The organism is Vreelandella sp. DA03-1M (assembly GCF_055725665.1).
The window spans coordinates 4,574,548-4,600,355 of the sequence record NZ_CM146798.1 but is presented as its reverse complement, the minus strand read 5'-3'; the positions used below and the strand labels follow the sequence as shown (position 1 = coordinate 4,600,355).

At 53.3% G+C, this 25,808-nt stretch carries 22 protein-coding genes and 4 pseudogenes; 19 read left to right on the top strand and 7 right to left on the bottom strand.

Features of this window, described 5'->3' with window-relative positions; all coding sequences use genetic code 11:
- The first annotated feature begins 215 nt into the window (after positions 1 to 215).
- Together ACXUPB_RS21450 and ACXUPB_RS21445 are read left to right on the top strand one after the other, a co-directional pair.
- Complete coding sequence (locus tag ACXUPB_RS21450) at positions 216 to 3,095, top strand: SNF2-related protein (RefSeq protein WP_179916302.1); 2,880 nt, start codon at positions 216 to 218, stop codon at positions 3,093 to 3,095.
- Between the two features lie 161 nt (positions 3,096 to 3,256).
- Positions 3,257 to 5,608: a DNA methyltransferase gene (locus tag ACXUPB_RS21445; RefSeq protein ID WP_472954638.1), complete on the top strand. Its 2,352-nt coding sequence runs from the start codon at positions 3,257 to 3,259 to the stop codon at positions 5,606 to 5,608.
- Here the strand turns inward: ACXUPB_RS21445 and ACXUPB_RS21440 are convergent.
- A pseudogene (locus ACXUPB_RS21440) lies at positions 5,576 to 6,295 on the bottom strand (IS30 family transposase); the annotation flags it as partial. The gene ACXUPB_RS21445 and the pseudogene ACXUPB_RS21440 sit on opposite strands and share 33 nt — an antisense overlap.
- Before the next feature lie 80 nt (positions 6,296 to 6,375).
- Between ACXUPB_RS21440 and ACXUPB_RS21435 the strand changes: the two are divergent.
- From ACXUPB_RS21435 to tnpC, 3 genes are read left to right on the top strand one after another with little or no spacing between them, the layout of a single operon-like run.
- Entirely contained in the window at positions 6,376 to 6,588 is a 213-nt protein-coding gene (locus tag ACXUPB_RS21435; protein ID WP_125749668.1) for a hypothetical protein, read from the top strand.
- Positions 6,585 to 6,941, top strand: coding sequence for an IS66 family insertion sequence element accessory protein TnpB (gene tnpB, locus ACXUPB_RS21430; RefSeq protein ID WP_125749665.1), 357 nt, complete (start codon positions 6,585 to 6,587; stop codon positions 6,939 to 6,941). Before ACXUPB_RS21435 ends, tnpB begins: the two co-directional genes overlap by 4 nt.
- A 45-nt stretch (positions 6,942 to 6,986) precedes the next feature.
- Complete coding sequence (gene tnpC, locus ACXUPB_RS21425) at positions 6,987 to 8,573, top strand: IS66 family transposase (protein ID WP_193085922.1); 1,587 nt, start codon at positions 6,987 to 6,989, stop codon at positions 8,571 to 8,573.
- Between the two features lie 36 nt (positions 8,574 to 8,609).
- Here tnpC and ACXUPB_RS21420 read toward each other — a convergent pair.
- Positions 8,610 to 8,891: pseudogene (locus ACXUPB_RS21420) on the bottom strand (transposase); the annotation flags it as partial.
- A 75-nt stretch (positions 8,892 to 8,966) separates the two neighbouring features.
- On the opposite strand from ACXUPB_RS21420, the pseudogene ACXUPB_RS21415 reads away from it, so the two are divergent.
- The 8 genes and pseudogenes from ACXUPB_RS21415 to ACXUPB_RS21380 form a co-directional block, all read left to right on the top strand.
- A pseudogene (locus tag ACXUPB_RS21415) lies at positions 8,967 to 9,227 on the top strand (DNA methyltransferase); the annotation flags it as partial.
- 93 nt (positions 9,228 to 9,320) lie between these two features.
- The gene (locus ACXUPB_RS21410; protein WP_179914906.1) at positions 9,321 to 10,040 is read left to right on the top strand and encodes a hypothetical protein; all 720 of its coding nucleotides are present in this window, start codon (positions 9,321 to 9,323) and stop codon (positions 10,038 to 10,040) included.
- Positions 10,027 to 10,620 (top strand): zeta toxin family protein, encoded by a 594-nt coding sequence (locus ACXUPB_RS21405; protein WP_246361645.1) that lies wholly within the window; start codon positions 10,027 to 10,029, stop codon positions 10,618 to 10,620. The genes ACXUPB_RS21410 and ACXUPB_RS21405 overlap by 14 nt, the downstream gene beginning before the upstream one ends.
- On the top strand, positions 10,617 to 10,811 hold the full coding sequence (locus tag ACXUPB_RS21400; protein WP_179914907.1) for a hypothetical protein: 195 nt from the start codon (positions 10,617 to 10,619) through the stop codon (positions 10,809 to 10,811). Before ACXUPB_RS21405 ends, ACXUPB_RS21400 begins: the two co-directional genes overlap by 4 nt.
- Positions 10,811 to 14,167, top strand: coding sequence for a DEAD/DEAH box helicase family protein (locus ACXUPB_RS21395; protein ID WP_179914908.1), 3,357 nt, complete (start codon positions 10,811 to 10,813; stop codon positions 14,165 to 14,167). The genes ACXUPB_RS21400 and ACXUPB_RS21395 overlap by 1 nt, the downstream gene beginning before the upstream one ends.
- A gap of 94 nt (positions 14,168 to 14,261) precedes the next feature.
- Positions 14,262 to 14,837 carry a histidine phosphatase family protein gene (locus tag ACXUPB_RS21390; RefSeq protein WP_472954635.1) on the top strand — a complete coding sequence of 192 codons (576 nt, stop codon included), beginning with the start codon at positions 14,262 to 14,264 and terminating at the stop codon, positions 14,835 to 14,837.
- Positions 14,838 to 14,901: 64 nt separating this feature from the next.
- Positions 14,902 to 15,942 (top strand): zinc-dependent alcohol dehydrogenase family protein, encoded by a 1,041-nt coding sequence (locus ACXUPB_RS21385; RefSeq protein ID WP_472954633.1) that lies wholly within the window; start codon positions 14,902 to 14,904, stop codon positions 15,940 to 15,942.
- A 112-nt stretch (positions 15,943 to 16,054) separates the two neighbouring features.
- Entirely contained in the window at positions 16,055 to 16,930 is an 876-nt protein-coding gene (locus ACXUPB_RS21380) for a pirin family protein (RefSeq protein ID WP_472954631.1), read from the top strand.
- Positions 16,931 to 16,938: 8 nt separating this feature from the next.
- Here the strand turns inward: ACXUPB_RS21380 and ACXUPB_RS21375 are convergent.
- From ACXUPB_RS21375 to ACXUPB_RS21365, 3 genes and pseudogenes are all read right to left on the bottom strand, one after another.
- Positions 16,939 to 17,652, bottom strand: a pseudogene (locus ACXUPB_RS21375) (urea carboxylase-associated family protein); the annotation flags it as partial.
- A 12-nt stretch (positions 17,653 to 17,664) separates the two neighbouring features.
- Positions 17,665 to 17,811, bottom strand: a complete 147-nt coding sequence (locus ACXUPB_RS21370; protein WP_472954628.1) for a hypothetical protein — start codon at positions 17,809 to 17,811, stop codon at positions 17,665 to 17,667.
- 61 nt (positions 17,812 to 17,872) lie between these two features.
- Positions 17,873 to 18,484, bottom strand: a complete 612-nt coding sequence (locus ACXUPB_RS21365) for a DNA-3-methyladenine glycosylase family protein (protein ID WP_472956774.1) — start codon at positions 18,482 to 18,484, stop codon at positions 17,873 to 17,875.
- Positions 18,485 to 18,667: 183 nt separating this feature from the next.
- On the opposite strand from ACXUPB_RS21365, the gene ACXUPB_RS21360 reads away from it, so the two are divergent.
- The gene (locus ACXUPB_RS21360) at positions 18,668 to 19,879 is read left to right on the top strand and encodes an MFS transporter (RefSeq protein WP_472954627.1); all 1,212 of its coding nucleotides are present in this window, start codon (positions 18,668 to 18,670) and stop codon (positions 19,877 to 19,879) included.
- Positions 19,880 to 19,989: 110 nt separating this feature from the next.
- The gene (locus ACXUPB_RS21355) at positions 19,990 to 20,241 is read left to right on the top strand and encodes a hypothetical protein (RefSeq protein WP_472954625.1); all 252 of its coding nucleotides are present in this window, start codon (positions 19,990 to 19,992) and stop codon (positions 20,239 to 20,241) included.
- A gap of 15 nt (positions 20,242 to 20,256) precedes the next feature.
- Here the strand turns inward: ACXUPB_RS21355 and ACXUPB_RS21350 are convergent, their stop codons facing one another.
- Entirely contained in the window at positions 20,257 to 20,952 is a 696-nt protein-coding gene (locus ACXUPB_RS21350; RefSeq protein WP_472954623.1) for an extensin-like domain-containing protein, read from the bottom strand.
- 149 nt (positions 20,953 to 21,101) lie between these two features.
- Between ACXUPB_RS21350 and gmk the strand changes: the two genes are divergently transcribed.
- The 4 genes from gmk (at position 21,102) to ACXUPB_RS21330 (ending at position 24,772) form a co-directional block, all read left to right on the top strand.
- On the top strand, positions 21,102 to 21,734 hold the full coding sequence (gene gmk / locus ACXUPB_RS21345; RefSeq protein ID WP_472954621.1) for a guanylate kinase: 633 nt from the start codon (positions 21,102 to 21,104) through the stop codon (positions 21,732 to 21,734).
- A 119-nt stretch (positions 21,735 to 21,853) separates the two neighbouring features.
- Positions 21,854 to 22,111 (top strand): DNA-directed RNA polymerase subunit omega, encoded by a 258-nt coding sequence (gene rpoZ / locus ACXUPB_RS21340; RefSeq protein WP_007112267.1) that lies wholly within the window; start codon positions 21,854 to 21,856, stop codon positions 22,109 to 22,111.
- A 30-nt stretch (positions 22,112 to 22,141) separates the two neighbouring features.
- Entirely contained in the window at positions 22,142 to 24,274 is a 2,133-nt protein-coding gene (locus ACXUPB_RS21335; protein WP_035556199.1) for a RelA/SpoT family protein, read from the top strand.
- Positions 24,275 to 24,382: 108 nt separating this feature from the next.
- Entirely contained in the window at positions 24,383 to 24,772 is a 390-nt protein-coding gene (locus ACXUPB_RS21330; protein WP_035556197.1) for a RidA family protein, read from the top strand.
- A gap of 10 nt (positions 24,773 to 24,782) precedes the next feature.
- Here ACXUPB_RS21330 and ACXUPB_RS21325 read toward each other — a convergent pair whose 3' ends face one another.
- Positions 24,783 to 25,664 (bottom strand): SDR family oxidoreductase, encoded by an 882-nt coding sequence (locus ACXUPB_RS21325; RefSeq protein WP_472954619.1) that lies wholly within the window; start codon positions 25,662 to 25,664, stop codon positions 24,783 to 24,785.
- Positions 25,665 to 25,808 lie beyond the last annotated feature (144 nt).

Below are 25,808 nucleotides of genomic sequence, written 5' to 3'. Positions count from 1 at the left end.
TTAATTATGAAAGTATAGTTTCATAATGTGCAAGTGTCACGATGCTTTTCGGCGCGATAGCGCAACTTACAGTCGTGTTGGAAAGTTTCGGTAGTCTCGGTGATGCCCTCACTTTCGAGCATAGCAAGTTTATGATGCGCGGTGCCCAGCCTTGCACATTATGTTGCGGCAAGGGAAAGTAAGAGCTGTCTTATTGCAACGGGTAGGGGAATAGGGTGACGACTGAGAACATCACGAACTACCATGCCAAGTACTTTGCTTATGAGCTAACTCGCCAGCGGCGAGGTGGTGATGTCGATAGATTGGCAACATCTCTATTTGATGCTTCCGTCGACCTTAATCCCCATCAAATTGATGCCGCCCTCTTTGCGTTACAAAATCCGTTATCAAAAGGCGTTTTACTGGCGGATGAAGTGGGTCTTGGTAAAACCATTGAGGCAGCCCTGGTTATATGCCAGTACTGGGCAGAGCGTCGGCGTCGTTTAATAGTGATTGCGCCAGCCGCGCTACGAAAACAGTGGGCGAATGAACTATCCGAGAAGTTCCACCTGCCTACCCAGGTGCTTGATGCTCGTACCTACAAGCAGCAGCGTGACCAAGGGATATACGATCCTTTAGATCAAGATGTCATCAGTGTGATGTCATACCATTTTGCTGCCAAAATGGAGCCCCAGCTGCGCACCATACCGTGGGATCTCGTCGTCATTGACGAAGCTCACAAACTGCGCAATGCCCACCGTGAAAGTCATCGCACCGGACAGGCTATTAAGCGAACGTTTGCAGGTTGCCGTAAGCTGTTACTCACGGCGACCCCGCTTCAAAACTCATTGATTGAGCTATATGGTCTATCGACCGTAATTGATGAACAGCTGTTCGGGGATGCAATCAGTTTTCGACGTCAATTCATGCGTAATGGTAACGACATTGAGGGGCTGCGCCGTCGCCTTGACGAGTTTGCCAAGCGTACTCTAAGGCGTCAGGTATTAGAGTACGTCCAGTATACTCACCGAAAGGCACTAACGATTCCATTTACACCCTCACCTGATGAGCAGCGGCTCTATCACTTGGTATCAGGTTATCTGGCACGCGAAGACAGCTATGGCGTGCCATCCCGCCAGCGTCACTTGGTCTCGCTGGTCATTCGAAAATTGCTAGCATCATCCACCACCGCCATTATCCAGACCCTAGAAACACTAAAGGAGCGTTTAGAATCGCTCCACAATCAGCATCAAGTTGAGCAAGACTGGCTTGCAACGTTGCTAGCCGATGAATCACTTGATGAAGAGCTGTTGGAATCAGCCGATACCGACGAGGTTGGAGAAGTTAATGCGCAGTATTTGATAGAGCAGGAGATCAATCCAACCCGGTTACAGGGCGAAATCGCTGAAATAGAGCAGTATCTGAGCTTGGCTAAAGGCATCCATGAAGATGCTAAATCCCATGCGTTAGTTACCGCCCTTGAAACGGGTTTCGCCCGTATGGATGAGATGGGAGCACCACGCAAAGCGGTGATTTTCACCGAATCGCGGCGTACGCTTGAGTATTTAAGTCGCTTCCTCGAACGCCATGGCTTTGCTGATCAAGTAGTCACTTTTAGCGGCACCAACAACAGCCCGGGGATAACGGGAATTTACCAGCGTTGGCTAACTGAGCATTCAGGCAGCGATCACATTACAGGCAGCCCTGCTATCGACCGGCGCTCTGCCATCATTGACCATTTCCGTGATAGTGCGCAGATTTTAGTGGCGACTGAGGCTGCCGCCGAAGGGGTCAACCTCCAATTCTGTAATCTAGTGGTCAACTACGATCTTCCCTGGAATCCTCAGCGGGTAGAACAACGTATTGGTCGCTGCCACCGTTACGGGCAGCAGTTTGATGTGGTGGTCGTTAACTTCTTAAATCAGCGTAATGAGGCTGATAAACGCGTTTTAGAGCTATTAAGCGAGAAGTTCCAGCTGTTCGATGGATTGTTCGGCGCTTCCGATGACATTCTTGGCCGATTGGAATCCGGGGTGGACATCGAGAAACGCATTGCTGAAATCTATGCTACCTGCCGCACACCTGATGCTATTGAGGCGGCCTTTGTAGCGCTACGTGAGAAATTAGAGGCCGATATTGATGTCCGCATGCGTGAGACCGAGAGCAAGTTACTTGAGCACTTCGACGAGCAGATTCACGATTTGTTACGAATCCAACGCGACAAAGCTAAGGCTCAGCTTGATCGCACCGGTAAACTTTTTTGGAAACTTACCCGGCACAGCTTAGCCAATCAGGCCGTCTTCAGTGACTGTCACCTAACCTTTCAGCTAAAAGAATCGCCACTAAGTAGTGTACCAACGGGTGAATACTGGTTGATTCGCAAAGAGAAGGGCATTAAACCACCTGAACATGCCCACATCTATCGGCTCACCCATCCACTGGGTGAGCATGTATTGGATCATGGGCGCCGCCAGGAGACACCTACGGTTACGCTTCGCTTTCAGCTGGCAGATCACCCACTTCGCATATCCGTACTTGAACAACTGCCGACCCAAAGCGGCTGGTTGGAGCTAAACCTGCTTGAACTCGATAGCTTCCAACATGAAGAGCACTTGGTATTCACTGGCCTCGCCGACGATGGCACACGTCTTGATCAAGAAGCATGTGAACGGCTGTTCAATATTTCAGCTTTGGTGGAGAAGCAAGCGCCTGAACCTCCAGCAGATTTGGCTCCGCTGGCTAAAAGGCAGTTGGATGCCACCCTTAGTCGCGTTCTAGAAGAGAACCACGGCTATTTTCAGCGCGAACGTGACAAACTAGAGGCTTGGGCTGAAGACCAAGTTGCCTCCAGCGAGGCACAACTGGAAGATACGCGGGCTAAGATCAAAGACGCCAAGCGGCGTTCGCGGATCGCCGAGTCCTTGGAAGAGCAAAAAGCCGCCCAAGAGGTGCTTAAGTCGTTTGAACGACAACAGCGGCGGGATCGACAGTTAATTTTCGATGTGCAAGATGAGATTGAAGAGAAACGCGACGCGCTCATTGATGCTCTGGAGCGACAAATGCATCGTAAAAGCCAGACTCACCGGCTGTTCCGGGTTCGCTGGGAACTGGCGTAAACGCTAACCACCATCGCATGACGCAAGCCGCGAGGGTCGGTATCATCTGTGCAACTTAATATTGAGGGCTGAACAGCATGTTCAGCCCCGTTTGTGCGTAATTTACTGTTGCAAAAGGCTGTTTCAAAACGTCTTGCGCACGTAGCTAATGGGAAAGATCAATGGCTGTAGCAATTGCCGAGACTCACAAGGAACGCTTTATCAAGCTGCTGCATGAGCTGTTCCAGCTTGATAAGCCAGAGTTGGATTTCGGGCTGTATCGCATCATGCATGCCAAAAGCGACCAACTCTCCCGCTTTATCCGTGAAGACTTAGCCCAGGCGATTGAAGATGCCTTCGCCGAGCAGGGCGAGCAGCAACTATCAGCGATGCGTCATGACATTGATGAGAAGCGTAAACAAGCCGAAGAACTAGGTGCTCCAGATCCGGATAGTGCCCCTGCTGTGAAACAGGCCAGGGCGGCTTATCATGTGGCTAAACAGGAGCAGAGTGCCTCGGTAGATATCTACGACCACCTCTATCGCTTCTTCTCACGCTACTACGATAAAGGCGACTTTATGAGTCGCCGTCACCATGTGGCGGAAAATGACAGCCGTGCGGCCCCCTACGCAGTGCCCTACGATGGCCGTGAGGTTTACCTTCACTGGGCCAACAAAGATCAGTACTACGTAAAATCTTCCGAAACCTTAGCCAATTTTACCTTCAACCTAAACGAAGCGTTAAAGACGCTGCAAGGCTCCGCGGCCCAAGCAGGGTTGGCATTTGATTCGACAGACGCTGCCCTCAAAGTACACTGCCGCGTCGTAGATGCCACAGAAGGCGAACATAGCGATGTAAAAGAGAGTACTGAGCGCTTCTTTATTATCCACCATGACAAACCCATTCGCCTGGATGGCGCCGATCTCTTGCTGCAGTTTGAATACCGTCCGGATCCAGAGAAGACAGGGCAGGGTGGCGCTTGGCAGAAGAAGCGGCTGGTGGAAGCAGAAGAGCGCATTATGGAGGCACTGCGCGCCACCGATGGTGTCGCTGCTTACCGAGACGGCTTGGCGACCCGTGCACCCACCGACAAGCAGAAAGAGCGCACGTTGCTGGGCAAGTATCTGCAGCAGTACACAGCCCGCAACACGATGGATTACTTTATCCACAAAGACCTGGGCGGTTTTCTTTCCCGTGAGCTGGATTTCTATATTAAAAATGAAATTCTGCGCTTGGATGATATCGACAATGCAGAAGTATTAATCGTTGAACAGCAGCTTAAAAAGATCCAAGTGCTTCGTAAGCTGGCTAAAAAAATTATTGCTTTCCTGGCACAGCTAGAGAATTTTCAGAAGAAGCTTTGGTTGAAGAAGAAGTTTGTCACTGATAAAAGTTATTGTATCACTATTGATCGATTGAAAAGCGAGGAAGTTATTCGTTCAGTAATCACTAACAAAAAACAGCAGAAGCAGTGGGCCGAGCTATATTCCTTGAATTTGGATGAGTTTCAAAAAGATTATCATGAGACTGATATTAAAATTTTTCTTGCTAAGAAAAATTACCGTTATTTAATGGCGGATACTTCTATTTTGCCTCAGGTTTTGGCAGAAGAAGTCGCTTCTTATTGCGTTGGGTATCTCGATGGAATTTTTATAGAAGCTGACTCTTTTCATGGCTGTAGAACTATAAAAAATAAATACGAAATTTCTATTGATAAGATTTATATAGATCCACCTTATAATACAGGAAGTGATGGGTTTGTTTATAAAGATGGATATAAACACTCTTCTTGGTTGTCAATGATCGATGATAGAATAAGATCTCATGCTGCTTTGATGAAAAAAGATGCAATTTTTTCATCGAGTATTGATAAAGATGAAAATAGGAACCTTCTTCCGCTGCTTTTTGATATTTTTGGTGAGAATGGATTTGTAGAAGAATGCGTTTGGCAAAAATCTTATGGCGGAGGTTCAAAAACAAAACATATAAATAATCTCCATGAATATGTTCATGTTTTTTCGCTAAACAAAAGCGATTTGCCATATTTAGAGTTGCCTCCTTCAGGTGATGTTGAAAAGTATTATAAGTATAAAGATGAGAAGTTCTCAGTAAGAGGCCCTTATAGGCTTCAACCTTTGAATACTAATAGTAACGATTTTAGGTCAAATTTGACTTTTCCTATCCCTGTTTATGGAAAGCTATCTAAGGAAGACCTAAATAAAATTAATGACAATGAAGTGGTGCTCGAAAGGGAGAGGACAGGAGAATGGGGGTTTTATTATAAAGATGGTGGTCAATTTATAGTTGAATGCGCTTTTCCGAAGCGGCAGTGGCAGTGGAGCTGGGATAGAGTTAAAACATCGCTTCGAAATAACGAGCTTCAATTCGATGAACAAAATGGGGGATGGGTTGTAAGTTATAAACAATATCTCTGTGATGAAGGGGGGGAGCAACGAGGAAGTAAGCCGAGTAGTATTTATATCGGCCCTTATACCCTGAATTCAACTAATAAGTGCAGCACCTGCGGTTTCTAGCGCTCCTGAGTATTCACCTAAGAACACCTGGGCTGGGGTTCGGTATCCCAGCCGCTTTCTTGGTCTATCGTTTAGCTTATTGACGACTCTTCGTAGCTCGGCATTGGTCACTTTGCGGAAGTCAGTACCTTTAGGAAAATACTGCCTAATCAGACCATTGGTGTTTTCATTAGTACCACGCTGGCATGAGCGGTACGGGTCGCAAAAATAGATCTTGGCCGAGACGGACTTGGCAACCTTCCGATGCTCGGCGAATTCCGACCCATTATCCAAAGTGATGGTGTGCACTGCCCCTCGGCGTGGTGCCAATAACCGCGTCATCGCCTGTGCCGTTCTAGTGGCGGTGATTGTTGGCAGCCGCGCTGCCAAGAGGTAGCCACTGCGTCTTTCGACCAGGGTCACCAGCCCGGATTCTTTGTGGCCCTTAAGCACCGTGTCGCCTTCCCAATGTCCGATATGGCGCCGTTCTTCCACCTTGGCAGGGCGCTGCTCGATGCCTACTCGGTGCGGGATTTTGCCTAACCCCGCCCGCTTAGCCAATTGGCGCTGATAGCGCCGCTGGCGTGGCAGCCGGAGCCGTTTCCATAAGGTTCCACCGTGCTTCTTGTCGTCCCAGATTAACGCATAGATCCACTGATGGCTTACGCAGACTCCGTTGGCATTGGCCATAAAACCACTGATTTGTTGGTAAGCGCGCCATAAAACCCATCTACCCACATTAATGTTGGCTGATCACACTGATGGTTTCTTTGATTTTGGAGATCATCATGAGCCGCGAACTCAATTCCACTCAAGCGTTTTGGTTAGGCCACCTGTCTTATGCCGCCGCATTGGAGATACCGTTAAGTACTTATGCCGAAGCACAAGCCGTGACGTTAGCCGACCTGATGGCGTGGGAAAAACGGTTAATCGTGCAAGGGTTTCCCGTGCCACCGCGTTGTCGTCCCGCCCGGTTTGTCGCGGTGGAGGTCGTCGCATGATTCGCCCAGGCACTGATCTACAGGTGTATCTGTGCCGAGAACCCGTCGATATGCGCAAGCAAATTGATGGCTTGGCGCTGTTGGTGCAGGAAGCCATGGCCTTGAACCCGTTTGATCAAGCGCTGTTCGTGTTCGGTAATCGCCAGCGCGATAAAGTGAAACTGCTGTTCTGGGAACGTAACGGCTTTGTGGTGTGGTACAAGCGTTTAGAACGTGAGCGGTTTAAATGGCCAACGCACCTTAATGGTGAGACCGTGACGTTAACCGGCCAAGAGCTTAACTGGCTGCTGGATGGCTATAACCTGAAGGCTATGCAGCCTCACAAAGCGTTGGATTTTCAGCGGGTTGGATAGCCGTAGCGCTCCTATTTTAAGGGCGTTTTTGGTAAACTATGCAATATGAAAAACGCCACTTCCTCCTCACCGACGGTTACCCAGCTTGAGCGCAAGCTGGCCGCTGCTGACGCTGAAAATGCGCGGCTGTTGGCGTTGATGGAGAAAAAGGAAGCGCAGTGGGAGGCTACCAAGCAGTCGTTGTTTGAACAGTTCCGGCTTGCCCTGGAGCGTCAGTTCGGCCCCTCTACTGAGAAGTACCGTGTCGACCAGCGGGATCTTCTGATCAATGAAGCGGAAGTGGCGGTGGACGAGGAAGACGCATCGGAGAGCACCACCACTGTTGATGACGCGACGATCGACACCGCTACGCCTGCTAAGCGTCGCACGCGCGGCGGGCGCGTTGCGCTACCGCCAGAGTTGCCGCGTATCGAGGTTATCCATGAACTGCCCGACGAGGCGCGCCACTGCGACGATGACGGCACCGCGCTGAAGGTGATCGGTGAAGAGGTTAGCGAGGAGTTGCATGTGGTGCCCGCACGGATCGAGGTGATCCGTCATGTACGACGCAAATATGCCTGCCCGCTGTGCGAAGAGGGCGTTAACACCGCCCCAGCGCCGGCCAAGCTGTTGCCCAAGAGCAATGCCAGCGCCACGCTGCTCGCCTATATCGCGACGGCTAAATACCAGGACGCGCTGCCGCTTTATCGACAGAGCCAGATCTTTGCCCGCCATGGCGCCGAGATCCCCCGCAATACCCTGGCGCGCTGGATGGTGCAAGCGGGAGAACGGATCACCCCGCTGATCAACACGTTGCGCCAACATCTCTTAAACGCCCCGCTGATCTATATGGATGAAACCACCCTCCAGGTGAATCAAGAAGCGGATCGTAAAGCGAGTGCCACGTCTTACATGTGGGTGCAGCGCGGTGGGCCGCCGGGCCAGCAGGTGGTCTTGTTCAACTACGCGGCCAGCCGCGCCGGACGGGTGCCCGTTGATCTGCTAGGCGACTATGCGGGGCGCTTAATCACCGATGGCTATGAAGGCTACGCCGAGGTCGTGCGCCGTAATGGGATCACCCATGCGGGCTGCTGGGCGCATGCCAGGCGTAAGTTCGTCGAGGCCCAGAAGGTGCAGCCCAAGGGGAAGACCGGCAAAGCGGACTGGGCGCTGAACCAGATCCGTAAGCTATACAGCGTGGAAAAACAGGCGAAGGCCCTTGAACCCGAGGCGCGTCACGCGCTGCGTGAACAGAAGAGCCGCCCATTGATCGATCAACTGCGCACCTGGCTCGACAAGTCACTGGCCCAGGTGCTGCCCAAAAGTGCGCTGGGTAAAGCCCTGCACTACCTGGATAACCAGTGGCCCCGCCTGACCCGGTTCCTGGACGATGGCCTGATCCCGCTGGACAACAATCCGGCGGAGAACGCCATCCGTCCGTTCGTCATCGGCCGTAAAAACTGGCTGTTCAGCCATACTCCGAGCGGCGCTCAAGCCAGTGCGGCGATCTACAGCCTGATCGAAACCGCCAAAGCCAATGGTCTCTCGCCTTACGATTACTTGCAGTATGTCTTCGCGACACTGCCCACCCTCAATGATGATGAACTCAGCATGCTGCTACCCTGGCAGTGGAAAGAGACATTACCGATCTAAGAGAAATCTGCCTAGATGTGGTTAGTGGCTCGCTTACATTTGTTGAGGGCTCCATTCGTCCATCAATTGGCCAGTGACCCAGCGAACCAGGCTGGGTAGTCGTTTAGTCACTTTCCAGGCGGTGCGTCGGCGCTGATCACTTACCAATTGGGCCTGTTCAGGCGCATAACCACGGGTCAGACCGTTACGTTTTATCTCGCGGCTAATGGTGCTGCTGTGGACACCAATGGCCTGGGCGATCTGTCGCTGGCTGATGCCGGTCTCAAGATAGGCAAAAATTTGGTATCGTTGGATTTGGGTCAGTTGTCGGTATCCCATGCTCTGCTTCACTTTGGTAGGTAAGGCAGAGAGGGTACCGGCGCTGGCCCTCCTGCCTCTACCTTGTGATCCAAAGTGCTGCGCTTATTCTATGAATCCAGGACCCAAACGGGAACTTCAGAGGTGCGCTCTATTTTTGGTGAAGATGTGACAAAGTTTCCTAAGCCAACTGGTATGATAGAAAAATTCTTGGGTATAAATTATAAAAAAAAGAATGACATTGTACTTGATGGCTTTGCTGGGTCTGGATCTACGGCTCATGCTGTAATAAATCTTAACAGAGCGGATCAAGGTTGCAGGAAGTATATTCTTTGCGATATAGGAGAGCACATCAAAAATGTGGCTGCTAATAGGATAAAAAAATTAGTTTATTCAAAGGATTGGAGCGAAGGCAAGCCACTAGGTGACAAAAGTGGCAATTTCAGTGGTATGTCACATTGCTTTGCTATCTATAGATTGGAGAGTTACGACGACACCCTCAACAATTTAAATTTGGTTGATAACCCGGAGCGCGATGCGCTGGTGGAGCAGGACTCTGAGCTACGCCACGACTATACGCTTAAGTACCTGCTGGATGTAGAAACTCGTGGTTCGGCTAGCCTGCTGAATACCGAGTGGTTTCGTGACCCTGAAAACTACATGCTGAAGGTGAAACAGCCCGGCAGTGATGAAAGTCGGAAAACCGCTGTGGATCTGGTCGAGACCTTTAACTGGCTGATTGGCCTGCATGTATCGCATTTGGACAAGCCGCGTACCTACGTGGCCCGCTTCGAGCGCGAGACTGACCCCGAGCTGCCGGAAGACCAGAACACGCGCCTGAAAGCTGTCAGCCTGCGTGAGAATGAAGATGGTGCGTATTGGATTCGCCAAGTGGAAGGTCATGTGCGCCGTATCCCGGGCAGCGACGAGGACTTGGCCAAGGTGCTAGTGGTATGGCGCAAGCTGACGGACGATGCGGAAAAAGATGCCGCTGTGCTAGAGGCGCTGCTCGAAAAATATAAGATCGGTACCACGGATAGCGAGTTCGACACCATATATATCAATGGCCCCCACGGCCTGAACTTGACGGGCAGCGCCCGCCACCGAGTGCATAGCCTGGAAGAAACCTTCCATGCGCGCATGTGGGAGGGGTGTGATGATGAAGGCTAAGGCTGCAACGCCGACGTGTTGGATCGTTGCTGGCCCCAATGGGGCTGGCAAGACCACCTTTGCCCTGCATTATTTGCCGCAGGTGGCTAAGTGTGCACGTTTTATCAATGCCGACTTAATTGCTGCCGGACTGTCGCCTTTAGCGCCTGAGCGTGAGCTGCTCTCTGCCAGCCGTATTTTTCTCAAGGAAATCGAGGACGCGATTAATGAAGGCGAAGACTTTGCTTTTGAGACAACGCTCTCCGGGCGGGGGTATCTCAGCCTGATAAAACGTCTGATGGATGCGGGGTGGCGGGTCGAACTCGTCTATTTGGCGCTGCCTTCGCCCGAGATGTCGCGTCTGCGTGTGGCTGAACGTGTTTCTCACGGTGGACACCATATTCCGCTGAAAGATATCCAGCGCCGCTTCCCCCGCAGCCTGAACAACCTATTGATGCTCTACGCGCCAAGCGTTACCCGTGCGCGCTGTTTTATGAACGCGGGAGGAGCCCCAGCGCCGGTTTTTGAGCAAGCGGGTGCGCAGCGCCAGGTGCTTGATGAGCGTTACTACACTTTACTCCTAAAGGAGTCTCAGCCATGACTCAGTTGACCCCCGATACTCACGAGATGCTAGAAAGCTTGCGCTCGGCTGTTGCTGAAACGCTCGAGCGTAAACGCCGCCTTGGTCAGTATGCTGTGGTCTGGGAGAACGATAGGCCAGTCCTCATAGGTGATGATGCGCCTACCCAACAGAGTGATGAGCAGAATCGACAGGATCGGGAGTCGCATTAATGGCAGGTAAGCCACGCCAAGCGAAAATCAGAGTACTCAGCGCCAAGAATGACTTTCTCAAAAAACTGGTGCTCAACCAGTGGGTGATGACCCGCTTTGGTATCGACCCGCTTGAGCAGTACCGTGACAAGGGCAGCCAAGTGCGCCCAGTCACGCTGCTGAATAAAAATCTCAAAGAGAGCCAACCAGGGTTAACAGGGGATCGACATCATCACTACCTACACGCATTGCTGGGTGGGTATCAGTCTAGCTGGCAATACAGCGAAGAAGATTTAAAGCGCTTTGATGCCAATATCGTCGAGCACACCGATGCGCTCAATCAGCAGCGTGAGGTGGAAGTCGAGTGGAAATATTTTCAGTGGTTAACGCTGCTATTCGTGGAAATTTACCTATTCGAATATTTCCGTGATCGAGAGGCGCTGAAAGAGGGCCTTAACGCCCAGGTAGATAGATTTAACGCTTTTTGGCAAGGGCAGGGGTACCAGACAGGCATTGGCCGATACCAGGACGAAGACCTGAATAAGCTTTGCCTACAAAATGCCACTGGTTCCGGTAAAACGCTGCTGATGCACACGAACGTGCGCCAGTTTCGCCACTATGCCCGTCAACACCAACGCATTGGCGACTACGGCCAGATTATCTTAATCACCCCCAATGAACGTCTCAGCGATCAGCATTTGCTCGAGTGCCGCGAGTCTAGCCTAGAGGCAGAACGTCTTAGCCAAGATGGAGGAGATCTGTTTAGTGGTGAGCGAAGATCACTCAGCCGCGTTGCCATTAGCGAAATCACCAAGCTCGGCATTGAGCAAGGCAAAAAGAAAATGGCCGTCGACAGCTTTGGTGACGGCAATTTGCTGCTGGTTGACGAAGGGCATCGTGGGTTGGGCTCTGCCAGTGAGGAGAAAGGCTGGCTTTCGCATCGTAACAAGCTGGCGGGTCGTGGCTTCACCTTTGAGTACTCGGCAACCTTTAAAGAAGCGGTAGTAGCCGCTGGAGATAATGGGGTTGAGGAGTCTTACGCCAAGAATATTCTTTTCGATTATGGGTACCGCTATTTCTATGAAGATGGCTACGGCAAAGATTACCGTATCTTCAATTTGCCCGAGAAGGAAACTCGGCAGCGTTACACCTACCTGACAGCGGCGCTATTGGCTTTTTACCAGCAGCAGCGATATTTCCGCGAAGAGCACCGAGAGCTAAGCCAGTGGAACCTTGCCGTGCCACTCTGGGTGTTCGTGGGTGCCAGCGTGGTAAAAGACGATGGCAGTAAAGAGAGCGCCAAAAATTACAATGAGCGTGCTTCCGATATCGCGCAGGTGTTGGGTTTTCTAGCGTGGTTTTTGGGCGAAAAAGAGCAAGCTAAGCAAGCGCTCAGTGCCGTATACCAAGGTGATGCAGCAAGTGCGGGCCTGATTGATAAGCAAGGCAATGAAATTTTCTCTGGAAGCTTTCCTTGGCTTAAAGAGCAGCAACTAACCGTAGAAGCTCTCTATCGGGATATTCTTACGCTTACTTTTCACGCAGCAGGAGGCGGTACGCTCAATGTTGACCGGATTACCGGTGATTCAGGCGAGCTGCTGCTAAAGGTTGGTGAGGCTGAAAAGCCCTTTGGTCTGATTAATGTGGGCGACGCCTTGGGCTTGGCCGAGCATCTGGAAAGCCACGATATCAAGCACCTACAGGTTCGTAAGTCTGAGTTGGCTAACCCTATTTTTGCTGAGGTTACTCGTGAGAGCTCGCCCGTCAATCTACTGATCGGCTCCAAGAAGTTTGTTGAAGGGTGGAATTGCTGGCGGGTTTCCAGCATGGGGCTGATGAATACCGGTAAGAAAGAGGGCTCGCAGATTATTCAGCTCTTCGGCCGTGGGGTACGCCTAAAGGGGCGTGACATGAGCCTGATGCGCTCAAGCCGACTTGATCCAATTCTTGCGCCCAAATACCTCTACTTGCTGGAAACGCTGAATGTGTTTGGCGTTGGCGCCGACTTTATGGCCACCTTCCGTGACTTTCTGGAAGACGAAGGTTTACCGGGAAACGATAACCCGGAAGTGCATACCCTCAAGCTCAATGTTATGGAAGACGTGGGTAAATCATTGAAGATGCTACGGCCTAAAGTGCGCCAGGATACCCGGCAGGCCTACAGCTTTCATCGTGATGGGCCATTGGTGCGTTTTGGGTATCCGGTTATTAGCGGTGATTTTCAAAGCCCGCTGGGCTTGACACCGGATATCGTTCTAAAGGAGCGCCGGGTTGAGCTAGATCGCTATCCCAAGGTAGATAGCATTCAAGCATCGGGTGTGAAAGAAGTTATGGCCAAGCCCGGATTGGCGAAGCAGCATGCACGCTATTTCGATGATGACCGGCTGCTGTTCCTGGATATGACAGCTTTGGCACGTGACTTGGAGCGTTACCGGCGTAATCGTGGGTACGCGAATGTGTTAATCGATGCTCATCGTTTGCCAGCGCTACTGAAAAGCCAACTTTGGTACAACTTGTTAGTACCCGATGACCAATGGAAACTCCATGCAGATAACTTTCAACGTTATCAGAGTATGGCGTTAGAGCTGCTATCGCTGCTGTTAGATCGTATCTTCAACTTTCACCGCCGTGCTTACCTAGAGCCACGTATGGAGCTGGTAGCACTTGAGGAAGCGAACGGTAATTTGCCGGCCACTAATGAGTATCAGTTAGTGGTGGATGGCAGTGAGTCGGCGCTGATCGACGATATCAAACAAATGAAGGCGGCGATTGAGCAGCAGCAAAAGGCGACTTATCGCTCATCCAAAGCAAACGGTGTCAGCGCCGTACAGATTGGTGCGCACCTCTATAATCCATTGCTACATCTAGGTAAGGATAGTCGGATTCGCGTTGAGCCTGTAGCTCTCAACGACAGTGAATTCCGTTTTGTGGAAGACCTCACAGCATGGCTTGAGAGAAACCAGCAGGCCATTGCTGAGCGGGGAGAGCAGGTGTATCTGCTCAGGAACTTGGTAAAGCAGGGTATAGGATTTTTTGAAGCAGGCGGCTTTTACCCTGATTTCATACTTTGGCATGTTAATCAGGATAGGCAGCGTATTGTCTTCGTCGACCCTCACGGCGTGCGACATACTGGGCCCAAAGATGAAAAGATTGAGTTCTCTGAACGCATCAAGGATGTCCAACGGCGGCTGAAGAATGAGCACGTGGAGCTTGAAAGCGTTATCTTAGCGCCGTCCAGTACAACAAGCGCGTGGGTTAACAGTCATTGGGGAATGACGGCAGAAGAGCTACGTGCCAAGCATGTGTTGTTTATGTCGGATTCGGACTATTTAGATAGACTTATGCAAATGGTCACTGCCACGGTAGTCCCCAGTTAGTTACGCTGCCCCTGCTCACTGCCATTCGAGACGCACTGCGTCTCGAAAGAAAAAATGGCTTGTGCTTGTACTGGCCGATGGCAAAGGAGACCCCATGCACACTCTTCGCCACCTCACCTTAACCCTGCTGCTCGCTGTGCTGTGTACATTCCAACTCAGCGCCCAGGCAAACGAAGCCACATGGCAAGCGCTGCAAGAAGGCAGCTTGGTAATTCTAATGCGCCACTCCCTAGCCCCAGGCATTGGCGACCCGCCGGGTTTTGAGCGGGGCCGCTGCGATACCCAGCGCAATCTTTCTGCGGCTGGCCGCTCTCAGGCGCAAGCCGCTGGACGTGCATTTCGTGAACGGGATATCCCCATTGCGGCAGTGTATTCATCGCGCTGGTGCCGGGCGCTAGATACCGCTGAACTGATGGCGCTGGGGCCTGTAGAGCCTACGCCCTGGTTAGATTCCTTCTTTCGCGGGCGCGGTGATCAAGCGCAAATCACCCAAACCGCCCAGCAGCAGATCGCCGCATGGAAAGGGCCGGGCAATTTGCTGCTAGTTACCCATCAGGTCAATATCACGGCATTGGTGGGTAGCGGTGTGGGCTCGGGAGAAATGATTGTGGTGAGCCCAGCGGATGACTCGTTTCAGGTCGTGGGGCGATTAAGCATTAATAGCCAATAAACTCGCTTCTTATCCGCGAGAGCCGTTATAAATTAAAAATAGCAATATGGTTTAGGAGACCTTGATGAAGGCCGTTGTTTTTGAGCAGTTTTCCGCCCCTCCCCGCATCCAGCAAATACCTGACCCCACCCCTGAGCCGCACGGCGTTGTGGTGAAAGTCATGGCAAACGGCGTTTGCCGCAGCGACTGGCATGGCTGGGTAGGGCATGACACCGATATCCAGCTTCCCCATGTGCCGGGGCATGAGCTTGCTGGCGTTGTGGAAGCCGTGGGTAAAGATGTAAAGCAATGGCGCATTGGCGATCGCGTCACGGTACCGTTCGTCGGTGGCTGCGGTACTTGCCCTGAGTGCCACTCTGGCAATCATCAGGTGTGCGATAGCCAGTTTCAGCCCGGTTTTACCCACTGGGGCTCCTTTGCTGAGTATGTGAGTATTCACTATGCCGATGTCAATTTAGTCGCGCTACCCGAGACGCTCGATTTTGCGACGGCGGCCAGCTTGGGGTGTCGTTTCGTTACTTCATTCCGGGCTGTGGTCGATCAGGGCAAAACAGCGGCAGGCCAGTGGGTGGCGGTTCACGGCTGTGGCGGTGTTGGGCTTTCTGCTGTGATGATTGCCAATGCGATTGGCGCCAACGTTGTCGCTATCGATATTTCAGAAGAGGCGCTTAATCTGGCCCGTCAATTGGGTGCCACTGCCACCGTGAACGCCGCCAAGGTACCCAATGTGGTTGAAGCTGTTGTGGAGATAACCCGGGGAGGCGCTCACGTATCTTTGGATGCGTTAGGGCACCCGACTACCTGCTTTAACTCCATCAGTAACTTACGTAAACGTGGCAAGCATGTTCAGGTTGGGCTGATGTTGGCTGAGAACAGCACACCGGCCATTCCTATGAGTAAAATCATTGCCCATGAGCTTGAAATACTGGGTAGTCATGGCATGCAGGCCCACCGTTATGACGCCATGCTGGCGATGATAGAGTCTGGAAAGCTGGCGCCTGAAAAGCTAATCGGCAAACGGATCACGCTCGAGCAGTCCATTGATGCGCTGATGAACATGAATAAGTTCGAAGGGGCGGGTGTAACGGTGGTGACCGAGTTTTGAGGAAACCGCTGAGGCGTCTCATAACAATTTCCTTCAATGAAACGGGGCAAATTATTCGCTCCTCATATGCTGGTTGAGGTTTTACGCTGGGCGTATTGATAAGGAGTAAGTGATGCCATTAGATACTAACCAAACAGCACGCCGCGTGATCGCCCAGCACCCGGCCACGCGCGATGATATCAGCGATTTAGTCACTCGGCGGCCGCTACCGGGCCCACAACTTGAACAGCTTGACCCTTTTTTGTTTCTTAATCATCACGGCCCACAGACATACCCAGCTAACAACCGTGGTTTGCCGTTCGGTCCTCACCCGCATCGCGGGTTTGAAACAGTCACTTTTATTTTAGAGGGCTCGCTGGCCCACGCCGATAGCGCCAAGCATCAAAGCGTGATCAACGCGGGCGGTGTGCAGTGGATGACCGCGGGTAGCGGCATTGTGCATGCGGAAATTTCGCCGCCGGAGTTTCTGCGCGAGGGCGGTCCGCTGGAAATTCTGCAGCTATGGGTCAACCTGCCGTCGCGCTTGAAAATGAGTGAACCGCGCTATGTGGGGCTGCAGCAGGAATCAATCCCCGCTATTGCGCTGCCGGGCGGCGGTGAGCTGAACCTGATCGCCGGAGAGTGGCAGGGGAGCGTTGGCCCTATCGACTCGCTAACCGGCGTGTTTATGTCAACGCTGTGGCTGCCTGCCGGTAGCCAGGAACAGTTGCCCGTGGCACCAGGGCGGCAGGTATTTCTCTACGTGGTGAGTGGGGAGGTTGAGGTGGGCGGTGAGCCAGTTCAGCCCCACCATTTAATTGAAGTCGATCGCGATGGCAACAGCCTCGACATCGAAGCCAGCAGCGACGCACGCTTGCTGTTTGGCCATGGCGAGGTGATCGATGAGCCGGTCTATTCCCACGGGCCCTTCGTGATGAATACCCGCGAAGAGATTGTTCAGGCGGTCGAGGATTATCAGAACGGCAAATTTGGCGGGCTCGACGCATAAAGGCAGCGTCAGCAGCAATTGTTGCGTTTGGCGCTCCAATCTTCTTCAGGCGAGCGTAAGCCATGGTTGCCGCGATAGTTAGGTGATGTCGGCGGCGACCAGCCCTCTAATAGTGCGTCATCAAGCGCGTAGATTTCGATGCCGATGGGGTGGCAGGTAGCCAGCAGGTCGTCGTCAGTGGCGTCACTGCCCCACAGATCAACCGATAGATCGCCGCCAGGGCAGCAGGAGAGGGCACAAATTAAGTCAATCTCGGCAAATAGCTCCAGATAGTCGCCTTCTTTCGCCGGGCAAGCCTTCATGAAGTACTGATCCTGTTCATTAAGGCCGGTGCACTGGAAGACGTTAAGCACATCGTGGACATCAAATTCGGTGAGTCCGAAGGGCGCCACGGCTCGGGTTAAGTTGGAGTGACAGTGGAAGTCGAAATCCTCCCCGGTCAGCAAATGATTCACATAAGGGTCACAGCGCGTACCTAATAAATCGTGGACACGACCGCCATCCTCGTCGACACCGTAGTTTTCCAAGGTATCGGCAGTGATGGTCGCCATTGGCCTCAGATAGGGCAGTGAAGACCATAAGCGGTCGTGAACGCTGACATGCGCGCGCTGAAGCTGGCGCGTGCGTGATGCCCAGAAGTGTTCTCGTGGGTTGTGCAAAGACCACAGATTGAAATCTCCCACCTGAGGCCCTTGGCGAGTACACAGGCGCATCACGTGACCGGCGGGAACTTTTCAGGCGCGGGCGTCGCGAATCGGCACCTCTATGGTTTCTATTAGCCTCCGCTGATCGGTCGCTTTGGCAATCCGGTTGTAAAAAGCCGGGTCAACGAAAAGAGGCGAGCCTGGTTTGGCGCGGTAGGCTGGAGCTCGGTTGGCCATTGTGAGTGACTCCTTATAAATAACGGTGGTAATGACACTGGGTGCTCAAAGGGGCCATTTACTACAGCGGCTCGCCGCGATAGTAGTGCCACAGAAACAACGAGCCCACGCTACGCCAGGGTGCCCAGTGTTCTACCAACTGACGCGCCTGCTTCGGCGTAGGCTTGTCGTCCATGCCTTTTAAGCGGCCAAGTGCTACCCGCAGGGCAAGGTCATCGGCGGGGAAGACATCCAGGCGCTTGAGCGAGAACATCAGGTAGATCTCGGCACTCCAGCGGCCAAAACCGCGTAGCTCGGTAATCGCAGCAATCGCTTCATCATCACTTAGATGCGCTAACCCGTCGGCGCTAAAAGTGCCTGCTAACTCCGCTTCCGCCAGCCCCTTGGCATACTCGATCTTACGCCAGGAGAGCCCCGCATCGCGCAGTGCTTGGCCCTCCACGTCCATTACTGCCTTGGCGTGTAGCTCGGGCAGCAGCGTATTAACACGTCCCATGATGGCGCGGGCTGCTTCAGTGGATAGCTGTTGGCTGACGATAGTACTGAAAAACGTCGCAAAGCCTTGGTCGCGCTGGCGTGGGCCAGGAGGCCCGACCAATGGGTAGGCGCGGGCAATATCTGGATCGGCCTGAGCTAACGCTTGCATGGCTTGTTCAATGGTTTCGGGCGTCATCATTGCCTCACGCGTCTAGTAAAAGCTTCACACTAGCAAAGCGAGCGTAGAAGGGGGAAACCTCGGCGCTTATCTTCTTCTCTAGCTAACTTTTGAAGTTTGTGTATTTCTACTTTCGTCTAATCCTGCGATCATTTGACGCTAATCGAGATACCAACAAAGCGGTATCCCAAGGAGATAAGCATGCAGGATTCGACAGCATCGTCGTCTCAAGGGCTGGCGCGCAACCCGCGCTTGGCAGAATTTGTGTTGGCGCTGGGTGGCTTTGGGATCGGTACCAGCGAGTTTGTCATTATGGGGCTGATGAACCGGGTGGCGGGCGATTTAGAGGTTACCGTGCCTCAAGTGGGGTATGCGATTAGTAGTTACGCTTTGGGCGTGGTGGTCGGCGCGCCGCTGATTTCTGCGCTGGCCGCGCGGGTGCCTAGGCGGCCACTGTTAATCATTCTGATGCTGGTCTTTGCGGCGGGCAATATTGCCAGCGCTATGGCACCAGGGTTCTGGTCATTCGTCGGCCTGCGTTTTCTGGCGGGCTTGCCCCACGGCGCCTATTTTGGCATCGCTGCGCTGGTCGCGGCGGGAGCCGTGCCGATAGACCAACGGGCGCGAGCTATTTCCCGGGTAATGATGGGTTTAACCGTGGCGATTTTGATCGGTGCACCGCTGGGTACCTGGGCGGGTAACCTGTTGGGCTGGCAGATCGCCTTTGCAGGTGTCGGCGGCATTGCGCTGCTCACCGCCGTGTTGATTCGGCTTTATGTGCCGGTTCAGCCCGTCGATACCCTCGCAAGCCCTGTGCGTGAACTGTCCGCGCTGCTTAAACAGCGCGTGTTGGTTACCCTGGCGCTTGCCTGCATCGGCTGTGGGGGCATGTTCGCCATTTTTAGCTATGTCATGCCGACGTTAACCCAGCAGGCGGGCATGAGCGAGGCGCTGGGGCCACTGGTGTTGGTCATTTTCGGCTTGGGCTCCATTGCCGGCAATTTAATCGGCGGACGCATGGCGGATAAAAACCTGATGCGCGCCATACCCACCATCCTGCTCTGGTGTGGCGTGATCCAGGGGCTGTTTTACTTTGCGGCGAATAACGTTTGGACGGGGCTACTGTTTGTTGGTCTGGTGGGTACCAGCATGGCGCTGGCGCCTTCGCTACAAACCCGCTTGATGGATGTGGCGGAAGACGCCCAAACCATGGCGGCCTCCTTGAACCACGCGGCCTTTAACGGTGCCAATGCCTTAGGGGCGTGGCTTGCAGGCCTGGCGATCAGCGCTGGCTTTAGCTGGTCGAGCACGGGCTTGGTCGGCGCGGGATTGGCGCTCTGTGGCTTGGTGATTTTTGCCGCTGGGCGCTGGTTGGAAAAGCGCACCTACGGCGCCGTGGCTCAGCGAGCCTAGCGCTGCATCGCTATTGATCAGTTGCCTAGTTATCGAACAGTGATAATTAACATGGCTAAAAAATCGAATTCTCTCTACTGTGTAAGGGTATAACCCATAAGGAGATGACCATGCACGTTCAGGTATTGAATTCGACACGTATATTGACCCTCGGCGCGGTGGTGGCGTTAACCATTGGCTTGGCGGGCTGCGGTACCTCCACTGGCGAGCGCGCTACTAGCGGCGCGGGTGTCGGGGCTGCCATTGGCGCGGGTGCCGCAGCCATCACCGGTGGTAGCGTCGTTCAAGGCGCCGTTATCGGCGGTGGCGTGGGTGCTGCCACCGGTGCCGCCACGGATGCAGATGACATCAATCTCGAATAAGTAATGGTTGATCTCTTAGCGACACAGCCTAAATCCGCGCATGCCCATATGAAAGTGATCCGCATGCGCGGCGTTGTAATCGGGCCCCAATACATTACCGAAGGTATGGCAGGCGCCATCCCGCGCAGCGCGTAAAAACTCACCTACCTCGCCTTCATCATCCCAGTCATTGATCAGCGTAATACGCTGGCCGTTCTCAAACTGAAATCCCACTACATCCAGCGCTTCGGCGGTGGCGTGTTCGCTGCGTCTGCCGGTTTCGCGGCCGTAAACGTTACGGCAGGCAAAGCTTCCCACATGGTTAACCTGGCTCACCCGGCTGCCCATAATCTCCTCGGCGGCAGGCTGTAACGCGTGGCGTTCATACATGACCCACGCCAGCGCCATGGGGCATGAGGCCACAAAACTCTGATTAAACGCGATGCCGCTCGACTGCATACGCACGATATTAGTCAGTGGGCAGCTCGCCGTGGGGGCGTAATCGGCTAACGGCGTGTAGCGCAGTTCTCCTTCGGGCACGGTATCTAACGCCGCCAGACATCCGGCACGGTCATCCGCTAAACGATTAAGCTTGAACTGCGTGACTGGCGTAATGGGGTCGTCGATATGCAGCGGTGCCCAAGGCGCCCAGGGGCGGGGAATCTCAATAATGCCTTTTTGCAGAGCTACGCCCAGTGCAATCATCGCTAAAATAAACAGTGTACTGCGCATGTATACCTCCCTGTATGTCACCGCCAACGCTACAGTCGTCGCGCTGGGTGTGCGATACTGCGCAGCCTTACTGCTCTGCTGCAGTCGCTTTACTAGCGTTTACTACGTTTTCCGCTGCTTATTTTCGCTAACTGAAGGGAAAGTACTTCATGTCCCAAGGTACGCTGTTTATCGTTTCTGCCCCGTCGGGTGCTGGCAAGACTAGCTTGGTGCGTGAGCTAATCGAAAGCCTGGATGGGATTCAAGTGTCGGTGTCGCACACTACGCGTGCCAAGCGCGAGGGTGAGGTGGATGGCGTCAATTATCATTTCACCGATGTGGCCGAGTTTGAAGCGATGATCGCGCGCGGCGAGTTCTTTGAGTATGCCAACGTCTTTGATAATTACTACGGTACTTCGCGGAAGGCGGTCGAGGTATTACTGGCAGCTGGGCAGGACGTTATTCTTGAGATCGATTGGCAAGGCGCCCAGCAAGTGCGTGAGCAAATGCCTGATGCGGTGTCGATTTTTATACTTCCTCCTTCACGCGAAGAGTTAGAGCGGCGCCTTGCTAGCCGCGGCACCGATGAGCATGCCGTGATTGCCCGGCGTATGCGCGATGCAATAAGCGAAATGTCCCATTACCATGAATATGATTACTTAGTAGTGAATGATGACTTCACGACGGCGCTGCAAGAGTTACAATCATTAGTCATCAGCCGACGTTTAAGCCGTCCGGTAATGTGTGAGCGCCATGCGCCACTGTTAGCTGCGCTCTTGTCACAGACGCCTGCGGTCGAGTAATCTAACAGGTTCTACTACTTTCTATTGCGTTGCACTATTTTTGGTCGCACCATTTTTTCACTGGGTCGGCGCCGTTCTCTACGGTGTCGGCCCGGTTCCGTCATAACAGGAAGGCTCCCATGGCTCGCGTAACCGTTGAAGATTGTCTTGAAAATGTTGAAAACCGTTTCAAGCTGGTGATGATTTCCACCCAGCGCGCTCGCCAGCTGGCGCGTGGCTCCCGCGATGCGCTGCTGCCATGGGAAAATGACAAGCCCACGGTCATGGCGCTGCGTGAAATTGCCGCAGGCCTGGTTGATCATACGGTACTGGACGAACCCGTTGAAGCGGCTGTGCGTCCGCGCCCAGCTATGGCGCCTACTCATATCGACGACTAACGTTACAACGAACCGATAGAGGCGCGGTAGATGTTCACCATTGATGACCTGGCCGATCGACTCGGCGGCTATTTACCCTCGGATGAAATCCAGCAGGTCAAACGCGCCTTTTATTATGCTGAACAGGCCCACGATGGCCAGCGGCGGCGTTCCGGCGAGCCTTACGTTACCCACCCGCTTGCGGTAGCGAATATTCTTGCCAATATGCACATGGATCATCAAAGCCTGATGGCCGCCATGCTGCATGACGTTATCGAAGATACCGGCGTTTCCAAAAAGGCCTTGGAGGCTCAGTTTGGCAAACCGGTAGCAGAACTGGTCGATGGGGTATCCAAACTTACCCAAATCACCTTTGAAGACAAAGCCGTCGCCCAGGCGGAAAATTTCCAGAAGATGGTGCTGGCGATGTCGCGGGATATCCGCGTCATCATCGTTAAGCTGGCCGACCGGCTGCACAATATGCGTACCCTGGGCGCCCTACGCCCGGATAAGAAGCGCCGCATTGCCCGTGAAACGCTGGAAATTTATGCCCGCATTGCCGGGCGGCTGGGCATCAACACTATTCGTGTTGAGCTTGAGGATCTCTCTTTTCAAGCGATTCACCCGATGCGCGCCGAACGCATCAAGCGTGCGGTGGCCAAAGCGCGCGGGCATCGGCGCAGCGCGATGCGTGAAATCCAGTCCTCGCTGCAAAAAAGCCTGGATGAAGATGGCCTGAACGGCACAGTGATTGGGCGGCAAAAACATCTACTGTCGATCTACAAGAAGATGCGCGACCAGCGTAAGCCCTTCGCCGAAATTATGGATGTGTTTGGATTTCGCATCATTACCGAAGATGTGGCCAGCTGTTACCGAATTTTAGGCGTGGTGCATAACCTCTATAAGCCGGTACCGGGGCGCTTTAAAGACTATATTGCGATTCCCAAGGCCAACGGCTACCAGAGCCTGCATACCACCCTGTTTGGTTCTCGCGGTATGCCTATTGAGGTACAGATACGCACCCGTGAAATGGAAGCCATGGCCAATAACGGCATCGCCGCTCACTGGCTTTACAAGGCGGGTCAGACCTCGCATCCGATTGCCGAAGGCAGCCACGCCCGGGCCCGCGCCTGGGTGAAGGGTCTGCTGGAAATGCAGCGTCACGCAGGCGATTCGCTAGAGTTTATCGAACACGTTAAAAACGACCTTTTCCCCGACGATATCTACGTGTTTACCCCCAAAGGCGACATCATGGAGCTGCCACAAGGCGCGACCGTGATTGACTTCGCCTATACCGTACACACGGATATTGGCAATAACTGTATTGCTTGCCGGATTGACCGCCATTTGGCACCGCTCTCGACGCGCTTAGAGAGCGGCCAGACGTTGGAAATTATCACTGCCCCTGGTGCGCGCCCGAATCTTGCCTGGCTTAACTTTGTGACCACCGCTAAGGCGCGCTCGGCGATTCGCCATGCGCTGAAATACCAGCAGCAGACCGAAGCCGTTATGCTGGGTCGGCGCTTGCTCAATAAAGCCCTGGCGCCGTTCGATACCAGCCTGGAAGAGCTGGATGAAAGCGCCATTAAACGCGCCTTTAAAGAGTTGGACGTCACTTCTGAAGAGTCTCTGTTGGAATCGTTGGGGTTAGGCAATCGCATGACTCACGTGGTAGCACGCCGCCTAGTGGATACCGCCCACGGTGATGATACTTATGAGCATCCCGCGGGTATTGAAGGCAGCAAAGCCGTCGTGATCAGCGGTAGTGAAGGCATGGTGACCAACTTTGCGCGCTGCTGCCACCCGCTACCGGGCGACCCAGTGGTGGGCCACCTTTCTACCGGCAAAGGCTTGGTCGTTCACCGCGCCGAATGTAAAAACGTTGCGGATAAAAACGATCCCGATAAGCTCTTCGCGCTGGAATGGTCGGATACGATTGATGAGGACTTCCCGGTCGCACTGCGTATTGAAATTGAGAGCCGCCGCGGGTTAGTCGCAGAACTGGCCGGACTGGTCACCGATGCCGATGCCAATATCGAGCGTATCGGCATTGAAGAGCGTGATGCCAGGCTTTCCACCGTCAATTTGACACTGTCGGTAAAAGGACGCGTGCATCTGGCAAGCATTATTAAACGCATCCGAAATCTACCCAACGTTAGCAAAATTACCCGACTCGCCAACTAATATGTCTATAACGGCATGCTGATGGTATATCGGTAGTGTTCACTATTGGCTGAGTCGGTAGGGCCTAATTCGAACTACTTATTACCCACTGAAGGAGCGAGACATCGCATGAGCAATAAGGCTGTTATCAACACCAGCAAAGCCCCCGCTGCTATTGGCCCTTACTCCCAGGCTATTAAAGCGGGGAACACGGTATATCTCTCGGGCCAGATTCCGCTGGACCCTACCACCATGACGATTGTCTCTGAGGATTTTGAAGCTCAGGCACGTCAGGTCTTCACCAACCTGCAGGCGGTGTGTGAAGAAGCGGCGGGCTCGTTGAGCGATATCGTTAAACTGAATCTGTATTTGGTCGACTTGGATAACTTTGCGATTGTTAACCAAGTCATGGAAGAGTTTTTCTCCGCTCCTTTCCCCGCCCGCGCCGCCGTCGGCGTGAAAGCGCTGCCCAAAGGCAGCCAGGTGGAAGCCGAAGCGGTCATGGTAATCGGCGATTAACCGGATCGAGTTAGACGCTGTTGACCTCTAGAAAGCCGCCTTCTTTCAGCACCTGTGCATAACCTTCGCGGTAGCTGGGGAAGCGGAACTGATAGCCAGTGCTAACAATGCGCTGGTTATCGCACCGTTTGCTGGCCCGGCGGCGTAACGGTGACTGCATGGTTTCGCTGGCTTCAACTTTTAACTGAGTCGCCAGCCACATCATCACGTTATGCATGGTAACCGGCTCGCAGTCGCTGCCCAGGTAGATATCGGCCAGCGTTTCACCGCTCTCCTGATAGCGAATCAGGTGGGCGATAATGCCGGTGCAGTCGTCGCGGTGAATGCGATTGGAATAGATCACCGGGGTGATCGCCGCCACGCGGCCTTCAGCGACCTGATGAATTAGCCGGTCGCGGCCTGGGCCGTAAATGCCTGAGAAGCGAATGACCGTGCCGGGCAGGGGATGATTGATCAGCGCCTGCTCGGCTTCGCACATCAGTGTGCCAGAGAAGCTGCTGGGGTCAGTGGGGCTCTCTTCATTGACTACTTCGCCTTCCTGCTGGCCATGTACGCTGGTTGAAGAGACGAAAAACACCCGGCGCGGCGGCGTCTTGTGCTGCTCCATCACACTCAGCACGCGCTTTAACCCTTCTGGGTAGGCGGTTTGATAGGCACTCTCTTCGAAACGGTCAGCGCTGACCGTATAAACCACATAGTCGGCGTGGGGAAGGCTTTTGGCATCGGCGTCTTCGAGGTCGTTTAAATCCAGCTTCAGCGGTTTAATACCGGTGCCTTTTAAGGCCTCGACGTTGCGCCGCATCCCAATCACTTGGTGCCCTTCCTCAAGCAACTCGCGCCCAAGGTTGATCCCAATATCGCCACAGCCGATAATCAGTACGGTTAGCTTCACCGTGCTCACTCCTCTTGATTAATATTCCCTATTAGATGCAAAGTCTTTACCAACGTTGACATTGAACTGTGTCATTGTCGGGTGAGAAAACCGTCGGCAGAGCTTGCTTGTCCTTTACCATCCCGCTGACTGCTATGATGCTAG

Coding starts and splice junctions, on each gene's coding strand:
- ACXUPB_RS21370 (WP_472954628.1), bottom strand. CDS start 17,811: ATGGCCAACCGAGCTCCAGCCTACCGCGCCAAACCAGGCTCGCCTCTT.
- ACXUPB_RS21435 (WP_125749668.1), top strand. CDS start 6,376: ATGAGCCGCGAACTCAATTCCACTCAAGCGTTTTGGTTAGGCCACCTG.
- tnpC (WP_193085922.1), top strand. CDS start 6,987: ATGAAAAACGCCACTTCCTCCTCACCGACGGTTACCCAGCTTGAGCGC.
- tnpB (WP_125749665.1), top strand. CDS start 6,585: ATGATTCGCCCAGGCACTGATCTACAGGTGTATCTGTGCCGAGAACCC.
- ACXUPB_RS21390 (WP_472954635.1), top strand. CDS start 14,262: ATGCACACTCTTCGCCACCTCACCTTAACCCTGCTGCTCGCTGTGCTG.
- ACXUPB_RS21360 (WP_472954627.1), top strand. CDS start 18,668: ATGCAGGATTCGACAGCATCGTCGTCTCAAGGGCTGGCGCGCAACCCG.
- ACXUPB_RS21410 (WP_179914906.1), top strand. CDS start 9,321: ATGTCACATTGCTTTGCTATCTATAGATTGGAGAGTTACGACGACACC.
- rpoZ (WP_007112267.1), top strand. CDS start 21,854: ATGGCTCGCGTAACCGTTGAAGATTGTCTTGAAAATGTTGAAAACCGT.
- ACXUPB_RS21330 (WP_035556197.1), top strand. CDS start 24,383: ATGAGCAATAAGGCTGTTATCAACACCAGCAAAGCCCCCGCTGCTATT.
- ACXUPB_RS21380 (WP_472954631.1), top strand. CDS start 16,055: ATGCCATTAGATACTAACCAAACAGCACGCCGCGTGATCGCCCAGCAC.
- ACXUPB_RS21385 (WP_472954633.1), top strand. CDS start 14,902: ATGAAGGCCGTTGTTTTTGAGCAGTTTTCCGCCCCTCCCCGCATCCAG.
- ACXUPB_RS21335 (WP_035556199.1), top strand. CDS start 22,142: ATGTTCACCATTGATGACCTGGCCGATCGACTCGGCGGCTATTTACCC.
- ACXUPB_RS21405 (WP_246361645.1), top strand. CDS start 10,027: ATGATGAAGGCTAAGGCTGCAACGCCGACGTGTTGGATCGTTGCTGGC.
- ACXUPB_RS21445 (WP_472954638.1), top strand. CDS start 3,257: ATGGCTGTAGCAATTGCCGAGACTCACAAGGAACGCTTTATCAAGCTG.
- ACXUPB_RS21350 (WP_472954623.1), bottom strand. CDS start 20,952: ATGCGCAGTACACTGTTTATTTTAGCGATGATTGCACTGGGCGTAGCT.
- gmk (WP_472954621.1), top strand. CDS start 21,102: ATGTCCCAAGGTACGCTGTTTATCGTTTCTGCCCCGTCGGGTGCTGGC.
- ACXUPB_RS21400 (WP_179914907.1), top strand. CDS start 10,617: ATGACTCAGTTGACCCCCGATACTCACGAGATGCTAGAAAGCTTGCGC.
- ACXUPB_RS21365 (WP_472956774.1), bottom strand. CDS start 18,484: ATGACGCCCGAAACCATTGAACAAGCCATGCAAGCGTTAGCTCAGGCC.
- ACXUPB_RS21395 (WP_179914908.1), top strand. CDS start 10,811: ATGGCAGGTAAGCCACGCCAAGCGAAAATCAGAGTACTCAGCGCCAAG.
- ACXUPB_RS21355 (WP_472954625.1), top strand. CDS start 19,990: ATGCACGTTCAGGTATTGAATTCGACACGTATATTGACCCTCGGCGCG.